Source organism: Streptomyces fumanus (assembly GCF_014655295.1).
Taxonomy (GTDB): Bacteria; Actinomycetota; Actinomycetes; order Streptomycetales; family Streptomycetaceae; genus Streptomyces; species Streptomyces fumanus.
In genome coordinates, this window is sequence record NZ_BNBI01000027.1 from 20,985 (window position 1) to 40,507 (window position 19,523).

The 19,523-nt window shown below is 70.7% G+C and carries 13 protein-coding genes; 10 read left to right on the forward strand and 3 right to left on the reverse strand.

What is annotated here, in order from left to right:
- Nucleotides 1–19 precede the first annotated feature (19 nt).
- The 9 genes from eccB (at nucleotide 20) to IE316_RS34980 (ending at nucleotide 9,089) form a co-directional block, all read left to right on the forward strand.
- Entirely contained in the window at nucleotides 20–1,486 is a 1,467-nt protein-coding gene (gene eccB, locus IE316_RS34940) for a type VII secretion protein EccB (protein WP_190208599.1), read from the forward strand.
- A gap of 190 nt (nucleotides 1,487–1,676) precedes the next feature.
- Nucleotides 1,677–2,003, forward strand: coding sequence for a hypothetical protein (locus tag IE316_RS34945; protein ID WP_190208600.1), 327 nt, complete (start codon nucleotides 1,677–1,679; stop codon nucleotides 2,001–2,003).
- 34 nt (nucleotides 2,004–2,037) lie between these two features.
- Nucleotides 2,038–2,361, forward strand: coding sequence for a WXG100 family type VII secretion target (locus tag IE316_RS34950; protein ID WP_190208601.1), 324 nt, complete (start codon nucleotides 2,038–2,040; stop codon nucleotides 2,359–2,361).
- Between the two features lie 83 nt (nucleotides 2,362–2,444).
- A complete protein-coding gene (locus IE316_RS34955) occupies nucleotides 2,445–2,921 on the forward strand; it encodes a type VII secretion system-associated protein (RefSeq protein ID WP_190208602.1) in 477 nt (158 codons plus the stop codon).
- 51 nt (nucleotides 2,922–2,972) lie between these two features.
- Complete coding sequence (locus tag IE316_RS34960) at nucleotides 2,973–6,014, forward strand: AAWKG family protein (RefSeq protein WP_190208603.1); 3,042 nt, start codon at nucleotides 2,973–2,975, stop codon at nucleotides 6,012–6,014.
- 40 nt (nucleotides 6,015–6,054) lie between these two features.
- Nucleotides 6,055–6,519: a YbaB/EbfC family nucleoid-associated protein gene (locus tag IE316_RS34965; protein WP_229910704.1), complete on the forward strand. Its 465-nt coding sequence runs from the start codon at nucleotides 6,055–6,057 to the stop codon at nucleotides 6,517–6,519.
- Complete coding sequence (locus IE316_RS34970; RefSeq protein ID WP_190208604.1) at nucleotides 6,512–6,871, forward strand: hypothetical protein; 360 nt, start codon at nucleotides 6,512–6,514, stop codon at nucleotides 6,869–6,871. The genes IE316_RS34965 and IE316_RS34970 overlap by 8 nt, the downstream gene beginning before the upstream one ends.
- A 107-nt stretch (nucleotides 6,872–6,978) precedes the next feature.
- Entirely contained in the window at nucleotides 6,979–8,406 is a 1,428-nt protein-coding gene (locus IE316_RS34975) for an NAD(P)/FAD-dependent oxidoreductase (protein WP_190208605.1), read from the forward strand.
- On the forward strand, nucleotides 8,403–9,089 hold the full coding sequence (locus IE316_RS34980; RefSeq protein WP_190208606.1) for a TetR/AcrR family transcriptional regulator: 687 nt from the start codon (nucleotides 8,403–8,405) through the stop codon (nucleotides 9,087–9,089). The genes IE316_RS34975 and IE316_RS34980 overlap by 4 nt, the downstream gene beginning before the upstream one ends.
- On the opposite strand, the gene IE316_RS34985 is transcribed toward IE316_RS34980, so the two are convergent.
- The 3 genes from IE316_RS34985 to IE316_RS34995 form a co-directional block, all read right to left on the reverse strand.
- Nucleotides 9,020–11,128, reverse strand: coding sequence for an ATP-binding protein (locus tag IE316_RS34985; RefSeq protein WP_190208607.1), 2,109 nt, complete (start codon nucleotides 11,126–11,128; stop codon nucleotides 9,020–9,022). The two genes, IE316_RS34980 and IE316_RS34985, sit on opposite strands and share 70 nt — an antisense overlap.
- Nucleotides 11,129–11,622: 494 nt before the next feature.
- A complete protein-coding gene (locus IE316_RS34990) occupies nucleotides 11,623–12,294 on the reverse strand; it encodes a type VII secretion system-associated protein (protein ID WP_190208608.1) in 672 nt (223 codons plus the stop codon).
- Between the two features lie 134 nt (nucleotides 12,295–12,428).
- On the reverse strand, nucleotides 12,429–18,296 hold the full coding sequence (locus IE316_RS34995) for a lonely Cys domain-containing protein (protein WP_229910705.1): 5,868 nt from the start codon (nucleotides 18,294–18,296) through the stop codon (nucleotides 12,429–12,431).
- On the opposite strand from IE316_RS34995, the gene IE316_RS35835 reads away from it, so the two are divergent.
- Nucleotides 18,283–18,567: a hypothetical protein gene (locus tag IE316_RS35835; RefSeq protein WP_229910706.1), complete on the forward strand. Its 285-nt coding sequence runs from the start codon at nucleotides 18,283–18,285 to the stop codon at nucleotides 18,565–18,567. The genes IE316_RS34995 and IE316_RS35835 overlap by 14 nt on opposite strands.
- The last annotated feature ends 956 nt before the right edge of the window (nucleotides 18,568–19,523 follow it).

Below are 19,523 nucleotides of genomic sequence, written 5' to 3' on the forward strand. Positions count from 1 at the left end.
ACGAAGGACGAGGATCCCCATGCAGACCAAACGTGACCAGGTCCAGGCGCACATGTTCCTGATGAGCAGGCTGACCACCAGCATGCTGCGCTCCGATCCCGATGCCCCGGAGAGCCCGCAGGGACGCACCAACCGAGGTGTGGCGATGGGCGTGCTGATCGCCGTGCTGGTGTCCGCCGGAGCCTTCGTCTTCGGCCTGATCAAACCCGGCACCACCGGCTCCTGGCGCGAAGCGCGGACGCTGGTCGTCGACGAGGACACGGGCGCGAGCTACCTCTACCTGGACGGCAGGCTGCGGCCCGTCCGCAACCACACCTCGGCCCGGCTGCTGGTGGGCGGCGAACTGAAGACCACCACCGTGCACAGCGACTCCCTGGACGGGGTGCCCAGAGGAGCCCCGGTCGGCATCACGGGCGCCCCCCAGACCGTGCCCGACCGGCTCGACCCCGCCCCTTGGCTGGTGTGTTCCCGCACCGGCCTGGGCGGCTCCGGCAGCCGCCCCGGAACCGCGATCGCGGTGGCCACGCAGGCTCGGGGCACCGACCTCGACGCGGGGTCCGCCCTGCTGGTACGCGCCCCCGACGCGTCCCTCTACCTGGTGTGGCGGGGCACCCGGCTCCGGCTGGACACCGAGCACGGGGCCGTGGCCGCGCTGGGTTACGAGACCACGGCTCCCTTCCCGGTCACCGAGGCGTTCCTCAACGCCCTGCCGCTGGGCCCCGATCTGACGCCGGTGACCGTGGCCGGGCAGGGACGCCCGGGGCCGCGCCTCGACGGCCGGGAGACCCGGCTCGGCCAGGTGTTCCGGGTGGCCGCGCCCGGCTCCGGCACCCGCTACTACGTGCTGCGCCAGGACGGGTTGGCGCCGCTGACCGCCACCGAGGCGGCGCTGACCCTGGGGTCCTCCCCGGCCGACGGCGGCGGGACGGGGGCGCGGGTGCTGGGCACCGACGCCTTGAGCGGCCACTTGGCGCCGGGGGCGCGCGGCGAGCGGAGTTCCTCCGGTGTCCTTCCCGCCACGCCGCCTCGTCCGGTCCGGGCGGCCACCGGCCAGAGCGCCTGCGTCCGGGTCTCCCCCGGTACCGACCGGATGCGGTCGAGCGTGTCGTTGCTGGACACCCGGCGACTCGGCCCGGCGGCGCAGACACCCGCCGAGGCCATGACCCCGGCGTGCGTGCCCGCCGACCTGATCACGGTGCCGGCCGGCCGTGGCGCCCTGGTGCGGGCCCTCGGGGCCGGCGGCACGGCGATGGGAGACACCGTCTACTTGGTGACCGACACGGGCATGAAGTACCGGGTTCCGACGGCCGGGGCGCTGGAGGCGCTGGGCTTCGCCTCGTCGGACGTGACGGTCATGCCCTCGGCCCTGCTGTCGTCGCTGCCGACGGGACCGGACCTGTCACCGGCGGCAGCGGCTCTGGGACGGTCCACCACCACCGCCCCCCGTTGCGGTCCCGTCGCCGGTGCCGGCCACCCGGCCGGCTGACCGACCGGCGGGTGCGGGCCCTGGCCGACCCGGGCGCAAGCGGTGACAAGGCGACGGCAAGAGACGCACACGTCCCCGTCCCTAGCCTGGCGCGAGAAGCGGCGGCCCTGGTCCGCGGACCCCGTACACGCCCCGCACCGGACAGCGGCCGCGCCGGCCATCACTCCACGGAACGAGGTGGGACGACGTAATGCGTCAGTCAGAGGAAAGCGCGACCCGGAACGGCATCCAGGCACTGGAGATGGCCTTTTCCGGCATCACCCGCTGTGCCCAGGACGTCGAATCGACCCGTATGACGCTCTCCAGCCACTACCAGGGCGCCGACGGCGGTTCCTTCCAGAGCCTGGTCAAGGCGTGGGAGGACCAGGCGGCGGTCATCCTCAAGAACGTCGAGGACATGATCGACAAGCTGAACGAGACGCTGCGGGAGAACGGCCTGCAGCAGGGCGCGAGCAACGAAACCATCGAGCGTACCTACCAGGAGTCCCAGGCCGTCTTCGACAGCCTGGTCGGCTGATCCAACGGGCTCCGGCACAGCAGGGAGAAGTCTGATGAGCGACAACTTCAGCGACGGATTCATCTACGTCGACTACGCCCACATGAACAATGCGGCCGATGACCTGGTCGCGCAGACCCGGGCCATCGAGAGCACCCTGGCCAACCTGGACATGGAACTGGCCACGCTCAAGCAGTCGTGGGCCGGTGAGGACCGCGAGCAGTACGACGAGAAGCAGTTGGCCTGGAACAACGCGGTCAAGGCCATGGAGCAGATGCTCACCCGCAACGCCGTCCTGCTGACGGACGTCTCGCAGAACTACCAGTACAGCGAGCGTTCCCTCAGCCAGATGTGGTCGTCGGTACGCATCGGCCGCTGACGGCAATCACCACCCGGGGACCCGGACGCCCTGTCCCGGGGCGCCGGGTCCCTTTCCGATCACCAGACGTGTGGAGCTGCATCATGCCGGAGAAATCGGGGACCAAACTGGCCCTGGACAAAGAGGGGATCAACCGCTTCCTCACCGAGGACGTCAAACCGTTCCTCAAGGCGATCCTCGACCTGAGGAAGGCCGAGGGGGACACCCCGTCCATAAGCCAGCTCCTCGGACTGGAGCAGTACGACGACAAGAACCTGTTCGGCCTGACGATGCCCCTGGCCCTGGGACTCATGACCAACGACCAGGGCGGCGGCGTGGTCAACGGCCCGCACCTGAACACCGAGGTGGAGGAGGTCGCGCAGTCCATCCTGGAGGTGATGGACCAGCAGGAGGAACTCTTCGAGGAGTTCATCCAGGGGCTCGAGGCCACGCTCAAGGAACTGTTCGACTCCCGGGACGTCAGCCTGGAGAAGATCGACGGCGAGAAGTTCCTCGACCATCTCACCGACGTCGACGCGATCATGCAGGAATCCGGCAAGAGCACCACCGAAGACGACTGACCGGGCCGCCACCCGACACGCGGTTCGGATCCTGATACGTGGAGACCATCCATGGTTGCACCCGCCCATTCCACCGACGACTTCTGGCACCAGGCGATCACCCTGTTCACCGGTTACCCGGCGCCGGAGCGGAAGAGCCTCTTCGACAAGCTGGTCGGCAACGACAACATCCCCCTCATGGAAGTGGAGATCACCGACTCGTCCGCGACCGCGGAGGACAGCCTCTACGAGGTGACCAGCAACCTCTACTGGCGGTCGAGCAACTCGGGTGCGTCCATCGAGGAGAAGAACATCGTCGTCCCGTTCTACGCGCCGATGAACGGTTCGCAGGATCCGGCGCCCGGCACCCGGGTGAAACTCCGTCAGGCGAAGATCCGGCTGCTGGGCAGCTCGGCCGCCTCCAGCCCTCCCATGGGCGGTGTGGACTCCTCGCCCGGTGACTTCGGCACGTACGACGATCTGGCGCTCAAGCAGTACAGCTACGGCGGTGGCATGGCGCTGCGCCAACTGCTAGACGAGCACACCACCGCCGGCTTCGAGTGGAACGGCCTGCAGGTCCCGCTCGGCAGCGCGGTCGATACCCGGACCTTCGAGCGCGCCGCGGACGCCTTTTCCCGTGCCGCGGCCTTCTTCGAGAACCAGAGCAAGACCCTCGACTCCTGGGAGAGCCGCCTGGGGCCCGACAACCCGGTGTGGCGCGGACAGGCCGCCGGAGTGTTCCGCGATCTCATCCACAAACTGAACAAGATGTACGGCAGTTACCAGGAGGACATACCGCGCGTCGCCGCCGCCGGGTCGAAGCAGGGGAAGCAGTTGATGGAGGCGCAGCGCACCTTCATCAACGCGATGCTGAAACTGCACCACAAGTGGGACTGGTGGCAGATCTGGCGGGGGAACCCGCTGCGCTGGCTGCACGACAATCTGCTCGACCTCACAAAACAGATCTGGGAGAACAACATCACCCAGGTCAAGTGGGAGGACGAACCCGACCAGGCATTCACCGCCCCCGGGACGATGGTGCAATCGGATCATCGTGCGGGGGCCACCGTGCTGGTCACGGAGCCCGGCTTCCGCATGTCCCACGACCTGTACGGCCGCTACGACGACCTGGGCTCCTGGAAGCTCATCGGCGAGCAGGGCATCAGAGAATGGCAGAACTCCGTCATCACGGACCTCGGCGTTCCCGCCCGTGACGCGATCATGGAAGTGCAGCGGGCCTTCGGCATCTCGCTGGAGCGGGTCAGGGCCAGAAGCGAGAAGAGCCTCGCGGACGACCTCATGGCGGACACCAACAAGAAACTGCAGGACGAGCAGAAAAAGAAACAGGAGGAGCAAGAAAAGAAGCAAGAAGAATACCTGAAGGAGCAGGAGAAGAAACAAGCCGAGGCGGAGAAGAAGCAGGAAGAATATCTGAAGCAGCAGGAAAAGGAGCGGGCCGAACAGGAGAAGAAGCAGGAACTGTATCTGAAGGAACAGGATAAGAAGCAGGAAGAACGCGAGCGCAAGCAGGCGGAAAAAGAGGCCGAGGCAGAACGCAAGCAGGAACTCTACCTGCAGAAGCAGGAGAAAGAGCGGGCCGAACAGGAGCGCAAGCAAGAAGCACGACAGGCCGAAGCGGAACGCAAGCAAGGGGAACTGCAGGCCGAGCAGGAGAAGAAGCAGGAAGCCTACCTGAAGCAGCAGGAGCAGCAGCGGGCGGAGCAGGAGCGCAAGCAAGAAGCACAGCAGGCCGAAGCAGAGCGCAAGCAAGAAGCGTTGCGGGTCGAGCAAGAGAAAAGGCAGGAGCAACTCCAGGCCGAACAGGAACAGAGGCAAGCCCGGCAGCAAGCCGAGCAAGAGGCCCAGCAGAAGGAGTACGCGGCCGCACAGAATCTGGCTATGGCCAACGCCAAGGCCGAGCAGGAGAAGGAACGGGAAAGGCAGACCCGGCTCCAGCAGGAGCAGGAGGCCAAGCAGCAACAACTTCTCAAGGAACAGGAGAAGAAGCAAGCCGAGCAACAAGCCGAGCAGGAAACCAGGCAGAAGGAACAGGAAACCCGACAGCAGCAACTCCTCGAAGAGCAGAAGAAGGAACAAGCCGACCAGCAAGCCAAACAGGAAGCCCGGCAGAAGGAACAAGAAACCCGACAGCAGCAACTCCTCGAAGAACAGGAGAAGGAACAAGCCGACCAACAAGCCAAACAAGAAGCCCAACAGAAGGAACAAGAAACCCGACAGGCCGAGTTGGAGCGCGAACAGGAGGAGCGCGAGAAGGAGTTCCAGCAGCGACTCGACGAGCAGACACCCTCGCTCGGCATCCCGGATTTCCGGGACAGCGAGACCGTTCTGAATCCCGATGGCTCGCTCACCACCGACTTCGCGGACGGCAGCTTCACCACGGTCGACCCGAAGGAGCACACGGCGGTCACCGTGGCGCCCGACGGCAGCGTCGACATCACGGACCTGCCGGACGGCAAGACCCTGCACAACCCCGACGGCAGTCGGACGACCATCAACCCCGACGGAACGGTGACCACGGATTACCCCGACGGCCGCTCCGTCACCATCAACCCCGAACGCGGCCTGGTGGAGACCGTCTATCCGGACGGTACGTCGGAGATCGCGCCGCTGAGCCCCGGGAGTTCGCTGCCCGACTACCGCGACGGCAGTACGGAGTACACCTCCCCGTACGAGGACCAGTTGTACGACGACCAACCCGGTGACGAGTCCTCCTTGCTCGGTCGGGCGAACCCGGCCGCCGCCGACCCGATGAGTCCGACCAGTCCCATGAGCCCCATGCTGCCGACCGGAACCATGCTCTCCGGGCAGACCTCCGGCTCGAACGGAGAGCGGTCACGGACCGTCCTCGCCGGCGGTCGGACCACTCCCGCCGTCAGGACCGGGAGTCCGATGTACGACGAGGTGACGGCTCCCGGCTACAACACGGCGACCTCGTCGGGGATGCCCTACCTGCCACCGATGGGCGGCAGCCCCGGAGCGCCCGGACAGGGCCAGACGGAGACCAAGGACCGGGCGCGCTCCGCCTGGGAGCCGGAGGAGGAGGACGTCTGGGGGACCGACGAGGGAGGCGCCCCCGCTTCCATCGGCAGATGACACCTCGACGGAAACACGCGAACGACCGAAGGGCAGGACATTGGACGACGAGATACTGAAGAGGCTGGCCCAGGCGAAGGCGGAGATGGAGGCCACCAAGGCCGCCGTCGCCCGAGCGGAACAGGAACTGAGACGGACCTCGGTCACCGTCGTCTCACGGGACCGCTCCGTCGAGGTCACGGTCGGGCCGCAGGGCGAGATCTCCGCGCTGCAGTTCCTGGACGGCAAGTACCGGACCATGGGCGCCCCTCACCTGGCCGCCTCCATCCTCGAAGCGGCCGGTGAGGGCCGGGCCCAGATGGCGCGCCGGGTCATGGACGCGTTCCAGCCGCTCCAGCAGCCCCTCCCCTCGCTGCCGGAGGAGTTCGCAGTCGTACCGGGAATGGAGTTCGACTGGCAGGAGGTCTTCGGATCGATGCTCGATCTCGGCGACCCGGGAGCGAAGGACCGGTCGGCCTCCGCGAAACTCCGCGACGAGATCGTGGAGGACCCGGAGCATGGCTGATTACGGGCAGTATCGCGGTGATGTCACCGCGTTGCGCAGCGGCGCGAACCGCTTGGAGGGCATCCGTGCCGACTTCCTCGCTCTGCAGAACGACTTCTGGCAGGAGGTCAGGCAGTACGACGGCTGGTACGGGACCACCGACGAGTTCGCCACCACCACCGGTCCGCAGTACGAGAAGAACAAGGAGTCCTGCCTGTCGGTGCTGGGCACGATGGTGGACATCGTGGGGGGACTCGTCACGGCGAAGCTCAGCGAGATGCGCGCTGTCCAGCAGCCGCAGAACTACGCGATGGACGAGATCAATCTCGCCGGCCTCGACGCCGAGGGCGGCACGGACACCGGCCGCCGCTAGGTCCGGTCCGCATACGAAGTGACCACGAACGGACAGCCGACCGGTCTGTCAGGTGAGCACCACCTCGTCGCACCGTGGACCCGTCGTCAACCGGGAGAAACGAAGCGATGCGCGTGCTGGTGATCGGAGCAGGCCCGACAGGACTGGCCTTGGCGGTGATGCTGGCCGGGGACGGGCACCGGGTGACCGTGCTGGAGCGGGACCCCGGGCCGCCTCCGGGCGGTCCCGAAGCCGCCTGGGCCTCCTGGCCGCGTCCCGGGGTCAGCCAGTTCCGGCACCCGCACTTCCTGCTGCCGGCGGTGTTCCGGACGCTGCGGGCGGAAGTACCGGACGTGCTCGTGGAGTTGGCGCGGATGGGGCTCCGGCCGGGCAATCTGCTGGACGGCGCGCACCGTCTCGGCGTCCTGGACGGCGCCCGCCCGGGGGACGAGCACTTCACGATGATGGGTGTGCGCCGCCCGCTGTTCGAGACCGCCCTCGACACGGTCGCCGCCCGGACACCCGGGCTCACCGTGCGCCGGCGTACGGCGGTCACGGCACTGCTGGCCGGCCGGGAGCGGGTGCCGCGGCGGCCCCATGTCAGGGGCGTGCTCACAGCGGACGGCGAGGCCGTGCTCGCCGATCTCGTCGTCGACGCGGCCGGCCGCAACTCGCCGGTGGGCCGTATGCTGCGCGATCTGGGCGCACCGGGTCCCGTGGAGGAACGCGCGGAGTCGGGCTTCCTGGCGTACACGCGTTACTTCCGGGCCGCCGACGGGACCGAGTCCGACGTACCGCTCTGGCCCAGCAGCCACTACGAGAGCGTCTCCACCATCTCCTGCGCCGTGGACGCGGGCACCCGGTCGGTGTCGTTCGTCGTCTCCCGCCGCGACCGCTCGCTGCGGGCGCTGCACCGCGAGAAGGCGTGGGACGCGGCGCTGCGCCTGTTCCCCGCCGAGGCCCGCTGGATCCGGACGGGCCGGCCCGTCACCGGCGTCCTCGCCATGTCGGGCATGGAGAGCCGGCACCGCGACGCCGTCGTGGACGGTCTGCCGGTGGCCACCGGCGTACTGAGTGTCGGTGATGCCTGGGCGACGACCAACCCCCTGTTCGGATTGGGCATGTCGCTGGGTCTGCGGCACGCCGCGCTGCTGCGCGCCCTGCTGCGCACCGAGGACGCCGACGAGCCGCGACAGCTCGCGCTCGGCTTCGCCGAGGCCACCGAGAGGACCCTGAGTCCGGTCCGCCGGCACCTCGGGGTGTGGGACCGCCACCGCCTGGCCGGGATCGACCATCTGTTGCGTCAGCCACCCCGCCCCTATGAACCGGGCGACGCGGCCTGGGACTTCAGAAGGACCCTGGACGTCGTGAAGCTGCGCGACCCCGAGGTCCTGCGCGCCGTCGCCGCCACCGCCGCCCTGCTGGTCACACCGGAGGCGGCGTTCGGGGACCCGGCCTTGGTCGAGCGGGTCCTCGCCCTCGGCCGGCGCACACCCGCGCCATGGGTGCCCGGGCCGTCCCGGGCGGACCTGCTGGCCGCGGTGGGGGCCGGATGAGGCCCGGACCGGGGAACCGGCGCACCCGCACCACGGCCCGGCTGCTGTCGGCGGCCTTCACCGTGTTCGCCGCGAAAGGCTACGGACGGGTGTCGATCGAGGACGTCTGCGCGGCGGCCGGTTACACCCGGGGCGCCTTCTACTCGAACTTCGGCAGTCTCGGCGCGCTGTTCCACGCCCTGTACGAGGAGCGGGCGGCCGTGCTGTGCCGCCGTGTGACCGCGGTCCTCCACGAGGCCCGGACCGGAGCCGCACCTGCGATGACCGAACGGGTGTCCGAGGTGCTGCTGTCGGAGCCGAGGTGGCTGCTGCTGGAGGCGGATTTCCGGGCGTACTCGGCCCGTCGTCCCGAAGCGGCACGTGCGCATCGGGACGCGCGCCGCAGGCTGGCCGAGACGATCGCCGGCGGACTGACCGCGCACCGCGCATCTGCCCCGGCCGGCCACGAGGAGGCGGTCCGCGCGGTCCTGGAGGCGTACGACGCGGTGACCGCGCAGTTGCTGCTGGACGGTGACGCGGAACGCGCTCGTGAGCGACTGGCGTACCTGCTGTCCGCTCTCACCGGTCGGGGCGAAGACGGCGCGGGCCGGCGGGCCGGTCCCGGCCGCGCCGGTCAGTCGCTCCCCGGGTGCGGGTCCCGCGCCGCCGGGCGCGACCGGTCGGCCGCCGCCGGATCGCCGTAGATCTCCTCCCGCCACAGCGCGTCGCTCAGCCGGGCGATGCCTCCGGTGAGGTGTCTGCGGTAGGTGCTGAACGGCAGCCCCAGCCGCTCGGCGACCGCCTGCTGGGTGGGAATGCCCTTGGTGAGGTACGTCTGGGAGACCGCCCGGTAGTACTTCTCGCCGCCCCGTTCCGCCCGCAGTCCCTCGACCGCGTTCTTCAGGACGTCCGGCAGCGCGCGGCCCGTGCCCGCGGTCAGTCTGCTGCGCGTGAGCGGGTTCGCGGCCCATTCCCGCGGCCGGAAGAAGGTGCGCAGCGCCTCGCGCAGGGCGGCGTCGAACTCGGGGCGGGACAGGACGGTGAAGTCCGCGCCCCGCCGCGGTTCCTCGCCGCCCGCCTCCTCGGCGGTGCGCGGTTCGTCCCGGACGTGGGACAGCATCAGCCGGGTCTTCTCCTCGGCCCAGGCCCACACCGGCTGCACCCGCCAGTCGATGGCGAACAGCGTGTAGGTCAGACCGCCCACCCGCGGCCGCTCCGCGACGGGCTGGAGGCCGAGACTGGTCATGTACGGAGTCCAGAAGGCCCCCGCCCGTACCACGATGAACATCCACGCCACCCGGCCCTCGGTCTTCGCGACCTCGGCCAGGGTCCGCCACTGGTGGAGGTTCTCCACCGGGGAGATCTTCGGGTACTCCGGTGACGTCACCGAGAACCGGGCCACCGCCACGTGCTCGCCGTCCCGGACGGGCTGGGTGGCCCGCGCGTGGTTCCAGGCCGCCTCGGCCACTGGGTCGGGGAACTCGTTCGGCGCCTCGGTGAGCCGCAGCCAGGCGGAGAAGCCCACCGCCTCGTTCTCACGCGCGGTGCGGCACACCCGGAACGCGTCCGGCCGGCGTTCCAGCCACGCCCGCGCGAGAGCGGCCGACTCCGGGCCCTCGACCTCGGTCACCAGTTCGTGGATCCGAGGCCGGTCGGCCGGTTCGTACGGGGTCAGCCGGACCTCGCCGGCCCCCCGCCACCTGTTGAAGTCGGACATGTACCGGTCGTCGCGGTACAGGTAGAGGAAGGACCGCACGGCGGCCAGCGATCCGGTCACCGGCGAGGTGCGGATCTGTTCGAAGAGATGGCGGCTCAGACGGCCGTGCAGTTCGGCGTAGCCCTCCGGGTCGCGCCAGCGCAGGTCCTCCTCCAGGGCCTGGCGGACCACGTCGTGCGGGAAGAGCCCGTCCTGGGTCGACTCGATGAAGGGCAGGTCGCGCAGCCAGGCGAACATCGCCGCGGCGTCGTCGCCCAGGACGACCCGCAGCAGTGTCTCCGTGGTCACCTGGGCGCGGGCGCACACCTCCAGGGCCCGCCGGTGCAGCGGCGAGGGCACCTCCCCGACCAGCCGGGACAGCAGGGTGCCGACGACGTCCTGGCTGGGCTTCCAGCGGCTGGCGTCGGCGGGTTCCCGTACCGCCACGGCGGCCGCGAGAGCGAGGGCGAGCGGGTGCCCGCCGGTGAACGCCAGCAGCTCCGCCTGGCTGTGCCGGGGCACTCCACGGGCGTGCAGGAGGGCGGTGGCCTCGTCCGGGGACAGGTTGCGCAGCGCCATGGGGTACAGCAGGTCCGCCCACCCCGGGTCGGACGTCCACTCGGCATCCGGTGCCTGCCGTCCCGCGATCACCGCCACCGCGTCGCCCGGCAGCCTCGGCAGCAGCTTCTCGCGCAGCCACCCCTCCAGCCCCTGGCAGCGTTCGAAGGTGTCGATGAGCAGGACCGTGCCGTCACCGGTGCACGCCGCCTCGGCCTCCCTCTCGAACGCCTCCGGCGTCGGCTGGACGGTCCGGCCGTCGATCTCCAGCACCGGCCGGCCGGCCATCCGCGCCTCGGCCGCGAAACGACGCAGCAGCATCGACTTGCCGATGCCTCCCGGCCCGTGCACGAAGATCACGGCAGGGGCGCCCTCGTCACCGGCCAGGGCGGCGCGGAACACCGCGAGTTCCGCCGTACGCCCCCGGAACATCCGGTCACGTCCGCGCTGCAGCCGGCTCGCCATGCCGCTGGGAACGCTGCTGGTCATGTGGGAACCCTTCCGCCATCGCCGTTTCCCCCGCGGCGATCTTCCTGCTGGTCACCGGCTCATTCTCACCCACTGGCCGATGTACCGGATCCGCACCGTACGTGGCTGTCGACGGGCGGCGCGCACTCGAAGGTGCGGCTGGCACTGGAGCTGCTGACCGCCTCACCCGGCGCCGACGACCAGGCGTGGGACATGGTGGCGGAGGTGAGTGTTCACTTGAGTGGCGCGACGCTGGAGAGCGATCAGGACCCGCGGATACGGCTGACTCCGCCGGAGGCCGGCTGGTACCGACTGCGGGCCTCGGCCCGCGGCCGGAACGCGGCCCAGGAGGACGACGCGGCAGTCGAGGTGCACCGAGTCGTCCGATTCCCCCTGGGGCGGCCGGTCCCCTCAGATTTCCCGGAACACCTGGTCCTCGCCCGCGGCATCAGAGAGGTCCGCGCGATCCGTCCCGGGACCGCCGGATCGCCGGACCGGTGGGGGCACGTCATCGCTCACCGGCTCCGCGTCGGGACCCGGGCGTCCTCGTCGCCGAGCGCTTCCCGCAGGTCCGAGACCGTCACGATCATGGAGACCGGCGCGGTGGGGCTGAGACAGAGCAACTGGTACGCGTCCGCCGGCAGCCGGGACAGGAGGTCGGAAGCGGACATCGTCTCGTGGTCGGGCAGTTCCACGCCGGCCAGGTCGGGCGACATGGTGAAGACCGCGACCGCCGGGCTGTCGTCGGGCGCGGTGGTGACCGCCGGCTCGCCTTCGGGTCCGAGGAGCACCACGAGCTCGGTGCGGGCCAGGAGACGGGGAACCTCCTCGACCGGTCCGGAGCCGGTGGCGGCCCGCCGGATCGCGGTGTCCAGGGCGTCGGCGGGTTCCGGCCAGCCGAGCGCCTCGGGAGAGGGCCGGTACGCCTCGTTCTCCTCCCACTCCACGATCTCGCCGGCGGCGTCCGAGCGCCACCGGCCGAGCACGGCCCACGACGGCGCCGGGTTCGCGCCCCGCCAGCTCGGATCGGTCAGATAGAACCAGTGGTCGGGGGCGGTGCGGGCGGCGATGAGGACGGCCTCGGGCGGTACCGGGATCTCGTCGCTGCCGCGGAACCCGGTGAGTTGCCCGACCGCAAGGCCGTCCACGGACTGCGTGGTTCCTGGCACCTCGCTCGGTACGGTCATGGCGAAGTCCTCATTTGTCGTGATCTGTCGCGCCCGCTGCGCCGGAGGCCGGATGCCAGGGCGAGCCGGCCGGCTCGCCCCGTGCTCTCTCCACGCGTGGCGGGCCGATCCGGTTCACTGTCGGCTCCGGCCGATCAGCGGCGTCCCGGAACGTCCACGTCCGGGAGGCCGCTCCCCGTCGACCACAGGCAGAACGCCTCCAGCGCGGCCGGACTCCCGGCGAACCCGGCCGTCATCGCGTCGAGCACCAGATGCAGCAGGGCCCGGTACTGCTCGGCCGTGACATCGACGTCCGGGTCCAGACGCAGCACCCGCACCATCAGGGCGTCCAGTTCCGGGACCGACAACGGCCCTGGCCCGGTACGGCCGGTCGCCGGACGCACCCTCTCCAGCGCCTCGACCGCCCGCACGTACCGGGCGGCGTCCGGGTCGTCAGCCAACTCCGGCCCCAGCAGCTCTTGGAGCAGGGACCACCGCGGGTCGCCCGCACGCTCCCGGCCGGCCGCTCCCCCGCTGTCCCCTGCGCCCGGCCCGGCAGCGGCATCCAGGGTGAGCGCGGCGAAGACCAGCTCACCGCGGGACGGCACGGCCGGGGCCGGCTCGGGGGACGGCTCCGCGGGAGGCGAGGTCGCCGTGCCGACGCTCATCGCGTCCGACTCGGACTCACTCGCCATCGCAAGGCCCGGATCAGGACCCGGCTCACTGTCCGGGTATGCCCCGGGGAGCACGTGCTCGTACGGGGCCGGCGAGGCGGTGGACCTCGTCACCACCGTAGGCGCCGGTGAAGGGGATACCGGCCCCGGCAGCGCGGACCGGTCGGCCAAGGGCACAGGTGTCAACGCCGCACTGCTCGGATCCGTGGCTTCCGGGGCGAGCGTCAGTGCCCTCTCGGCCATCGGGGGCTGCGGAGCGGAAGCCAAGGGCCCGATCTGGACGCGACGGGGGACGGACTGCGTCCAGAATTCCGCGGGTGACTGGTCGAGCCGACTGCTCACGACGATGGTGTGCTGCGTGGGCGAACCGTTTCCGGTCAGGTCGACGGCTGCGTCGTGAGACCAGACATGCCTGCCCTGGCCGGTGGAGATGGCTCCCGGGAGGCTCCCGTCGGCGGCGTTCGGCACGATCAGAGCGATGGGGTGCTCCAGCGGGACCGCCGTCAGTGCCGGGTCGTGGGCCAGCAGTTGCACGACCTCGTCGTCCGGAACCACCGTGGCCGAACCATCGGGCCAGCGGATGCTCACCGCGCCACCGACCGTATGGGCATGCAGAATCCAGGGAACAGGCAAGCCGGGACCCGCCCACGGTGGGACGACACGCCGAGGCTTCATACCGCTGCCACCCAGCGGATCGCGCTCCTCCACCCTCGACGTATTCACCCTCGCGACCTGTTGGCCGGTCCACGTACGGCCCTGGGCCACTCCCTTGGCATCGACGACGAGTGTCCGCGGTTCCAGCGCTCCCCTCACTTCGAGGTCGAAGGCGGCCAGCGCGGCGGGGTCGGACACCTCACGGCCCGCGGCAGCCGCGCCAGCCACCCGCCAGAGCAACCGTTGGCGCATCCCTTCGTCCACCTGGGCGGACGCGTCCAGGTGGAGAACCCTGATCGCCAGCGCCGCGACGTCGGCGGTGCCCAGCACCTCGAAGGCCCGGACCACGGCCCAGTACAGCCGGGCGACCTCCCCCGGTCCCACCGGGGCGGAGGGGTCGAGCCGGAGCACGTCGCGCGCCAGAGACGTGACGTCGGCACTGCGGCTCAACTCGTGGGCCGCCCTGTCCAACCAGGGCAGTGGCGTGAACGCGCTCAGGGTCGTGCCCGGGTCCGCCGCGACAGCGTCCCGGCTGCGTTCCAACAGCGCCCGGTATGCCGCGGCGTCCGGCCCCGCACCCGGACCGCCGGCCTGCCGGCCCCGGGCTACGGCGTGCCGCAGCAGCCCCAGCGTGAACGGCGTCACCGGGCCGAGAACCGGATCATTGGCCCGCATCACCTCCAGCGCGCCGATCCCCCGCAACAGCTCCTGGTACGCGCCGCCCGGCACGTCCCGGTCGGCCTCCACGTCCGTACCGAACGTCAGACGCAACGCACGCACCAACCGCAAGGTCCGCCCACGCACCTCCTCCGGCACCGGACCCGCACCACCGTGCAGGCCCGCCACCCGCGCCAGCCCGTCCAGCTCCGCCGCCGTCGGCTCCGGCACGAACAGCACCACCGCACCCGGCCGCCCATCAGGCGTGGTGTACATGGTGCGCATCGCAGGCGACAACCTGAATCCGTTGACCCGGGAAAACGCGAGAACTCGCTTCCTGGTCTCGTTGGCCACGTGCTGTCCGACCGCCACGGTCGCCAGCGGATCGCTCACGAAGGGATCGGGGGCATGATTGCCTGCGCCGTCAAGGCCGTCGGGGGCGTCCGTCGCTGCCGCGCTCCAGCAACTCATCATGTGGATGACGGCGTCCGCCGGGAGTGCGGCCACGCTGGGGCGCCGCTTCAGGAAACGCCCGAACTCCGGGCCGGACACGTGCTTGGACTGGCCACTCCTCATCGGCATGACCGACCGGCCCGGGAAGCCGTGCATGGAGAGGTAGTACCTCACGGCGGACCGGATGTCCGGCCGCAGGTCCTGCTCCGCGACTGCCGGCTTGGGCTCAAGGGGCACGACGTGGAAGATCTTCGTCGCCTGGGGAAGCCGGCTCTCGCCGGTCTCCCAGACCTGATCGTCGTTTCCGATCAGGGATCGACCGGTGGTGAGGCCGTCAGTGACGATGGTGCGGGTGTACACGTCGCTGTCGTGGAACACCGTCCCGTCCAACGCCGTCACCACACCCCCAGCCGACGGGCGCAGACCCGGAAGGCTGGGAATCCACCGGCCGAGCGGCCGCTCGCGGCCACGGTCGAGCAAGGCGATGGTGCCCTCGTCGCGCGTACCGCCGGGCCCCAGACGGGCCTCGCCACTGGCCGACCACACCGTACGGCCCAACCGGTCCGCCAGCGCACGCGGCAGATCAAGACCCTGCCCACCCGCGTCCGGCACCACCAGCACCACCGGAACATCCGCCGGCAGCCCCGCCAACTCCGGATCCCGCGCCAGCAACTCCACGAACTCCGCAACCGACAACCGAGCCCACGGACCACCGGGCCCCGGCACCCACACATGGTCATGCCCGCCCTCGGCCACCACCACGAACGGAGCCGGACCACCAGGCGCTTCCCAGGGCGCCGCGTCATCACTGGTCTGCATCAACCCACCCCGGCCGTCCGGCGCGAAGACCCGCGTACGGTCCGTGGCCACACTGCGGACCGGCGTCACCGACCAGTTGAGTCCCCCGGACCGCCCGCGCGGGCCCCAGAGACGCGCGCCGGGGGCGAACGGAGCGTCACCGAGACGGAACACGGACAGCTCCGCCAGGCTGTTGGCCCGTCCTCCTCCGTCCACCCGCATCGCGCGCCACGTCAGCTCGAACAGTTCCTGCCGCTGCGCCTCGGACACGCTCGCACCCGCGTCCAGACGCAGCACCCGACGAACGACCGCGTCCGCATCCGGTGTGCCGTCCCGCAGCTCCGGATCACCCAGCCGCAGGGCCTCCAGCCGATCCGCGACCGCACGGCTGTCCGCCTCGACGGCGTGGAGCACGGCACGGACATGGGCCCGCAGACGGTCGACAGCACTCATGCGGCTGCTCCGGCCGCCCTTCGCCGCCTTCCACTCCGCGGTGGCGCGCAGGATGGCACCGAGCTGCCGCCGGTTGAGATCGTGATTCCCCGGCAGGTTCCGGCCGCCTTCGACCCACGTCCGCACCGCCGCGTCCACCGAGCGCAACGCCGGTGAACGCCTCGCCCTCGGGCTGTCCGACTCGGCCAGCCAGTTCTCGACGATCGCGGTGTCCCCCGCGGCCGGGTCCGCGTTCCCGGGTACCGGCACAGTGCTGCTGCCGGCGGGTCGGCCCGGGCCGGGATCGGCGGACGGCCCCGGCTCGGCGCCGACGCCCGGTGCCCGGCTCGGCGGGAACTCGGGGGTCCCGTCCGTGCGGTGGGTCCCGTCCGTGAGGTACGGTGCCGCGTCCGTCCGGGTCGGCGCAGGTGGCGTAAGCGGTGTCGGCGGTGCGGGCGGTGCTCCCAACGGGTGGTCGCGCACGACCGGTCCCGAACTGGTGGCGGTCTCGATCTGTGCCAGATAGTCCTGCGGCAGCGACGTCCCGAGTGGGGCCGATACGTCCGCCATCACACCGGAGCCGAATGCCTTCCGCGGGTGGTTGCGGAACAGCGCCGTCGGATCGAATGCCCGGTCGGTCACCCCGATGTAGTGCAGCAGCTCGTGCAGCAGCACGCCGTTGTTCACAGCATCCTCCGGCCCGCCGTCCTCGGCCCGGAGGTTGAAGTGGAACTGGTCGGACCCGGCCGGCCGGGGGCTCACCGTCAGCTCGACGGCCTCTTGGTCCTGCGGAGCCACCACCAGCTCGACCCCCACGTGCATCTGATCGCCGGAGACGGGCAGCACGAAGCCCGTGTTGAGGTGGTCGTCCAGCAGCCTGGTCATCCGCTCCTGGAGAGCGACCAGCGCGCCGGTGTCCATCCCCGTACCGAGCCTCACCGGCAGGACCACGGTCAGGTCCCGTACCCAACGGCCGTCCTCCGCCTGCACCCGCCGGATCTCGGCCCGGACGTACGTCGCCTCCCCCGCCAGCAGGTGCGGACGGTCGCCGCCCCGGTCCGGAGCGGAACTCGGGTCGTAGATCTCCGTCCGCAGCCGGGCGGGGACCGCCCCGGCGCGACGGTGTTCCCACAGCGCCTTCGGAACGGCGTTCGCCGAGGGTGTCACGGACTCGGGCACCCGGAGCCCGGCCGCCGGGGGTTCCTGCGCGGGCGCGGCGGCGGTAGGTTCGCCGGCGCCTTGTTCCGGCGCGGGCGCCGGGCGCAGCGCGGCGGGGGTCAGGTACTCGCCCAGCCAGTGCATCTGCTGGTCGTCGGCTGTCTCGGTGTCGATGTGCAACAGCTCCCGGGCCGCGGGCGGAAGTTCCACCCGCACTTCGCCCTCCGGCTCCTCGCGCCGGTCCGTCACCGCCACCACCCTCGACGCGAACTCCGGGCGGTCCGCGAGGAACCGCAGCACCGCCTCCCAGAGCAGGTCCGGTTGCGGATGCCTGCTCACCACTGGCGCGACCTGGGTGAGGTGGAGATCGCCCTGGCGGTTGTGCAGGTCGCGCACCAGCGTCTGCACGACCATCTGCGCCACCCGCAGCGTGTCGGCGCGTCCCGGCACGGCGGTCTCCTCCGCCGGGCGATCCGGTGGGTCGATCCAGCTCAGCGCGCTGTCGACCTGGATTCCGCCGAAACGGGGCAGGTCTTCCGAGGCAATGCCCAGATTCCAAGCCAGTACGTTGATCACACCGGGCCCCGTACGCATCATCACGGAGTTCCGGCGGATACGGCCCTGGCCCGTGGTGAACGCCTCGGGGGGCACCTCCGAGAGGTCGGACATCAGCTCGGCCTGGGGGACGGTATAGAGCTGCTTGATCTGCTCCAGGTAGAGCCCGGCGAAGGGATGTCCCTTGGGCATGACCAGTGCGGAGTTCCCGAGCGTGTCCCCGTCGCTGTCGATGGCGTACCCGTACGGGGAGGTGACGGCCGCCGCCGCGTGGCTCGGGTCGTGCAGCAGGTTGTCACCGTCGACGTAGATGCCGCCGAAGCGGTTCAGGATCTCCAGCCGGAGGATGTCACTGGCCGCCGCGTACCCCGGCCCCACCTGCTTCGCGGTCTCGGCCCGGTAGAAGTCGTGCAGGCTCATGGGCGACTCGGAGTTGAACACCTCGTCGACGTTGAGCAGGACCACCTTGTGGTCCCGTGCCCAGGCGAGCATGTCCCGCGCCTCCGCCAGTTCCGGACCGTCCGAAGCCGCAGGCTCCGCCGTGGCCCGCTCGAACAGAGCCCGCGGAACGTCGGTCCACACGACCGCCCGTGCCATCCCGTCGTACCGCTCGGACATCCACGCCACGTTGTCGCGGAACACGGCCGTCTTCCCGGTGTCCCGCAGCGGGCCGCCGAGCCAGATCGAGTGGATGACGTTCGGCATGTCCGCCCTGGCGGGCAGCGGCGGCAACGGCACCGTCGCCCCTGGCGCCCAAGCCGTCCGTTCCTCCCCCGACCGCACCGTGACCAGCGACCAGCCCTCGGCCGGCGGCAGCGCCGCGGGCGACATCTCGTCGGCCGACGGGGCCGGCCGGACCATGTCGAGCCGGTCGAAGAAGGTCACGATCTGCTCACCGGACAACGACGAGTAGTCGTGCCCCGCCAGGAACCACGGCGGCGGTGCCGGTCGGCGGATGCCGAACAGGTCCGGCCCCAGCAGTTCGGTGCCGGGCACCGGCTCCGGGCCGGTCCCCGCTGCCGCGACCGCGGAGTCGCGCAGGTCCGCCAGCAGTTCGTCCGCGCTCGTGTACGGGCCGGTGAGCCGCCCGGCGCCCGGCGCCCGGCTGGGCGGGAACGGACCGCCGAGCGGATCCGGGTCGGACCCCTTCGGGAGGTCGTCCTCTCCTCGCGACGCGCTCGACCCGGCACCGCGCACCTCGGTCCCTGGTCCGGCTGGTCGCTTCGAGGTCACCTCTTCGCCAGTTCCCGGCGGGATGTGGTGCGGGTCCCCCGCGTCCGGCAGGCCGGACGTGTGCGGCCTGCCGACGGTGCCGGCATCCGAGGTGACCCCGCTCACCGGCGTCACCGCACCGTTCACGAACCCCACGTCAACGCCCGGTCCGGAATCCGCGACGGAGATCGCACCGTCCCCGACGCTGGTGAACGAGGACGCATCACTGACATCGCTGACGAACGGCGCCCCACCACTCACATCACTCGGGCGGCTGTCGACGGTGCCGTAAGCGACATCGCGGTGGGGCATGTCGACGGCCTGCTGGGCCAGTTCGGGCACGCCCTCCCGGGACGTTCCAGGCGCGGTCCACAACGGCACTGCAGGACGCGCGTCCGGCGCCAGGGCCCGCAGCACGTGATCGGGCCCGGACCACGCCTTCGTGGTGGGTGAACCGGTGGACTCGGAGAAAGGCAGAACGCTGCCGACGGAGGGAGCGGCAGAGATGGTTTCGGTGCTGGAAGCAAGGGGAGTTACCGCGATCCCGGCGGTGATGGTGTTGGTTGTGGCGAGGTCGGTGGTGTGGGGTGTTGCGGTGCGTGGGTTGGCCGAGGCGGGGGTGGTGGTGTTCCGGTCGGTGCTGGTGAGGCTGGTGGT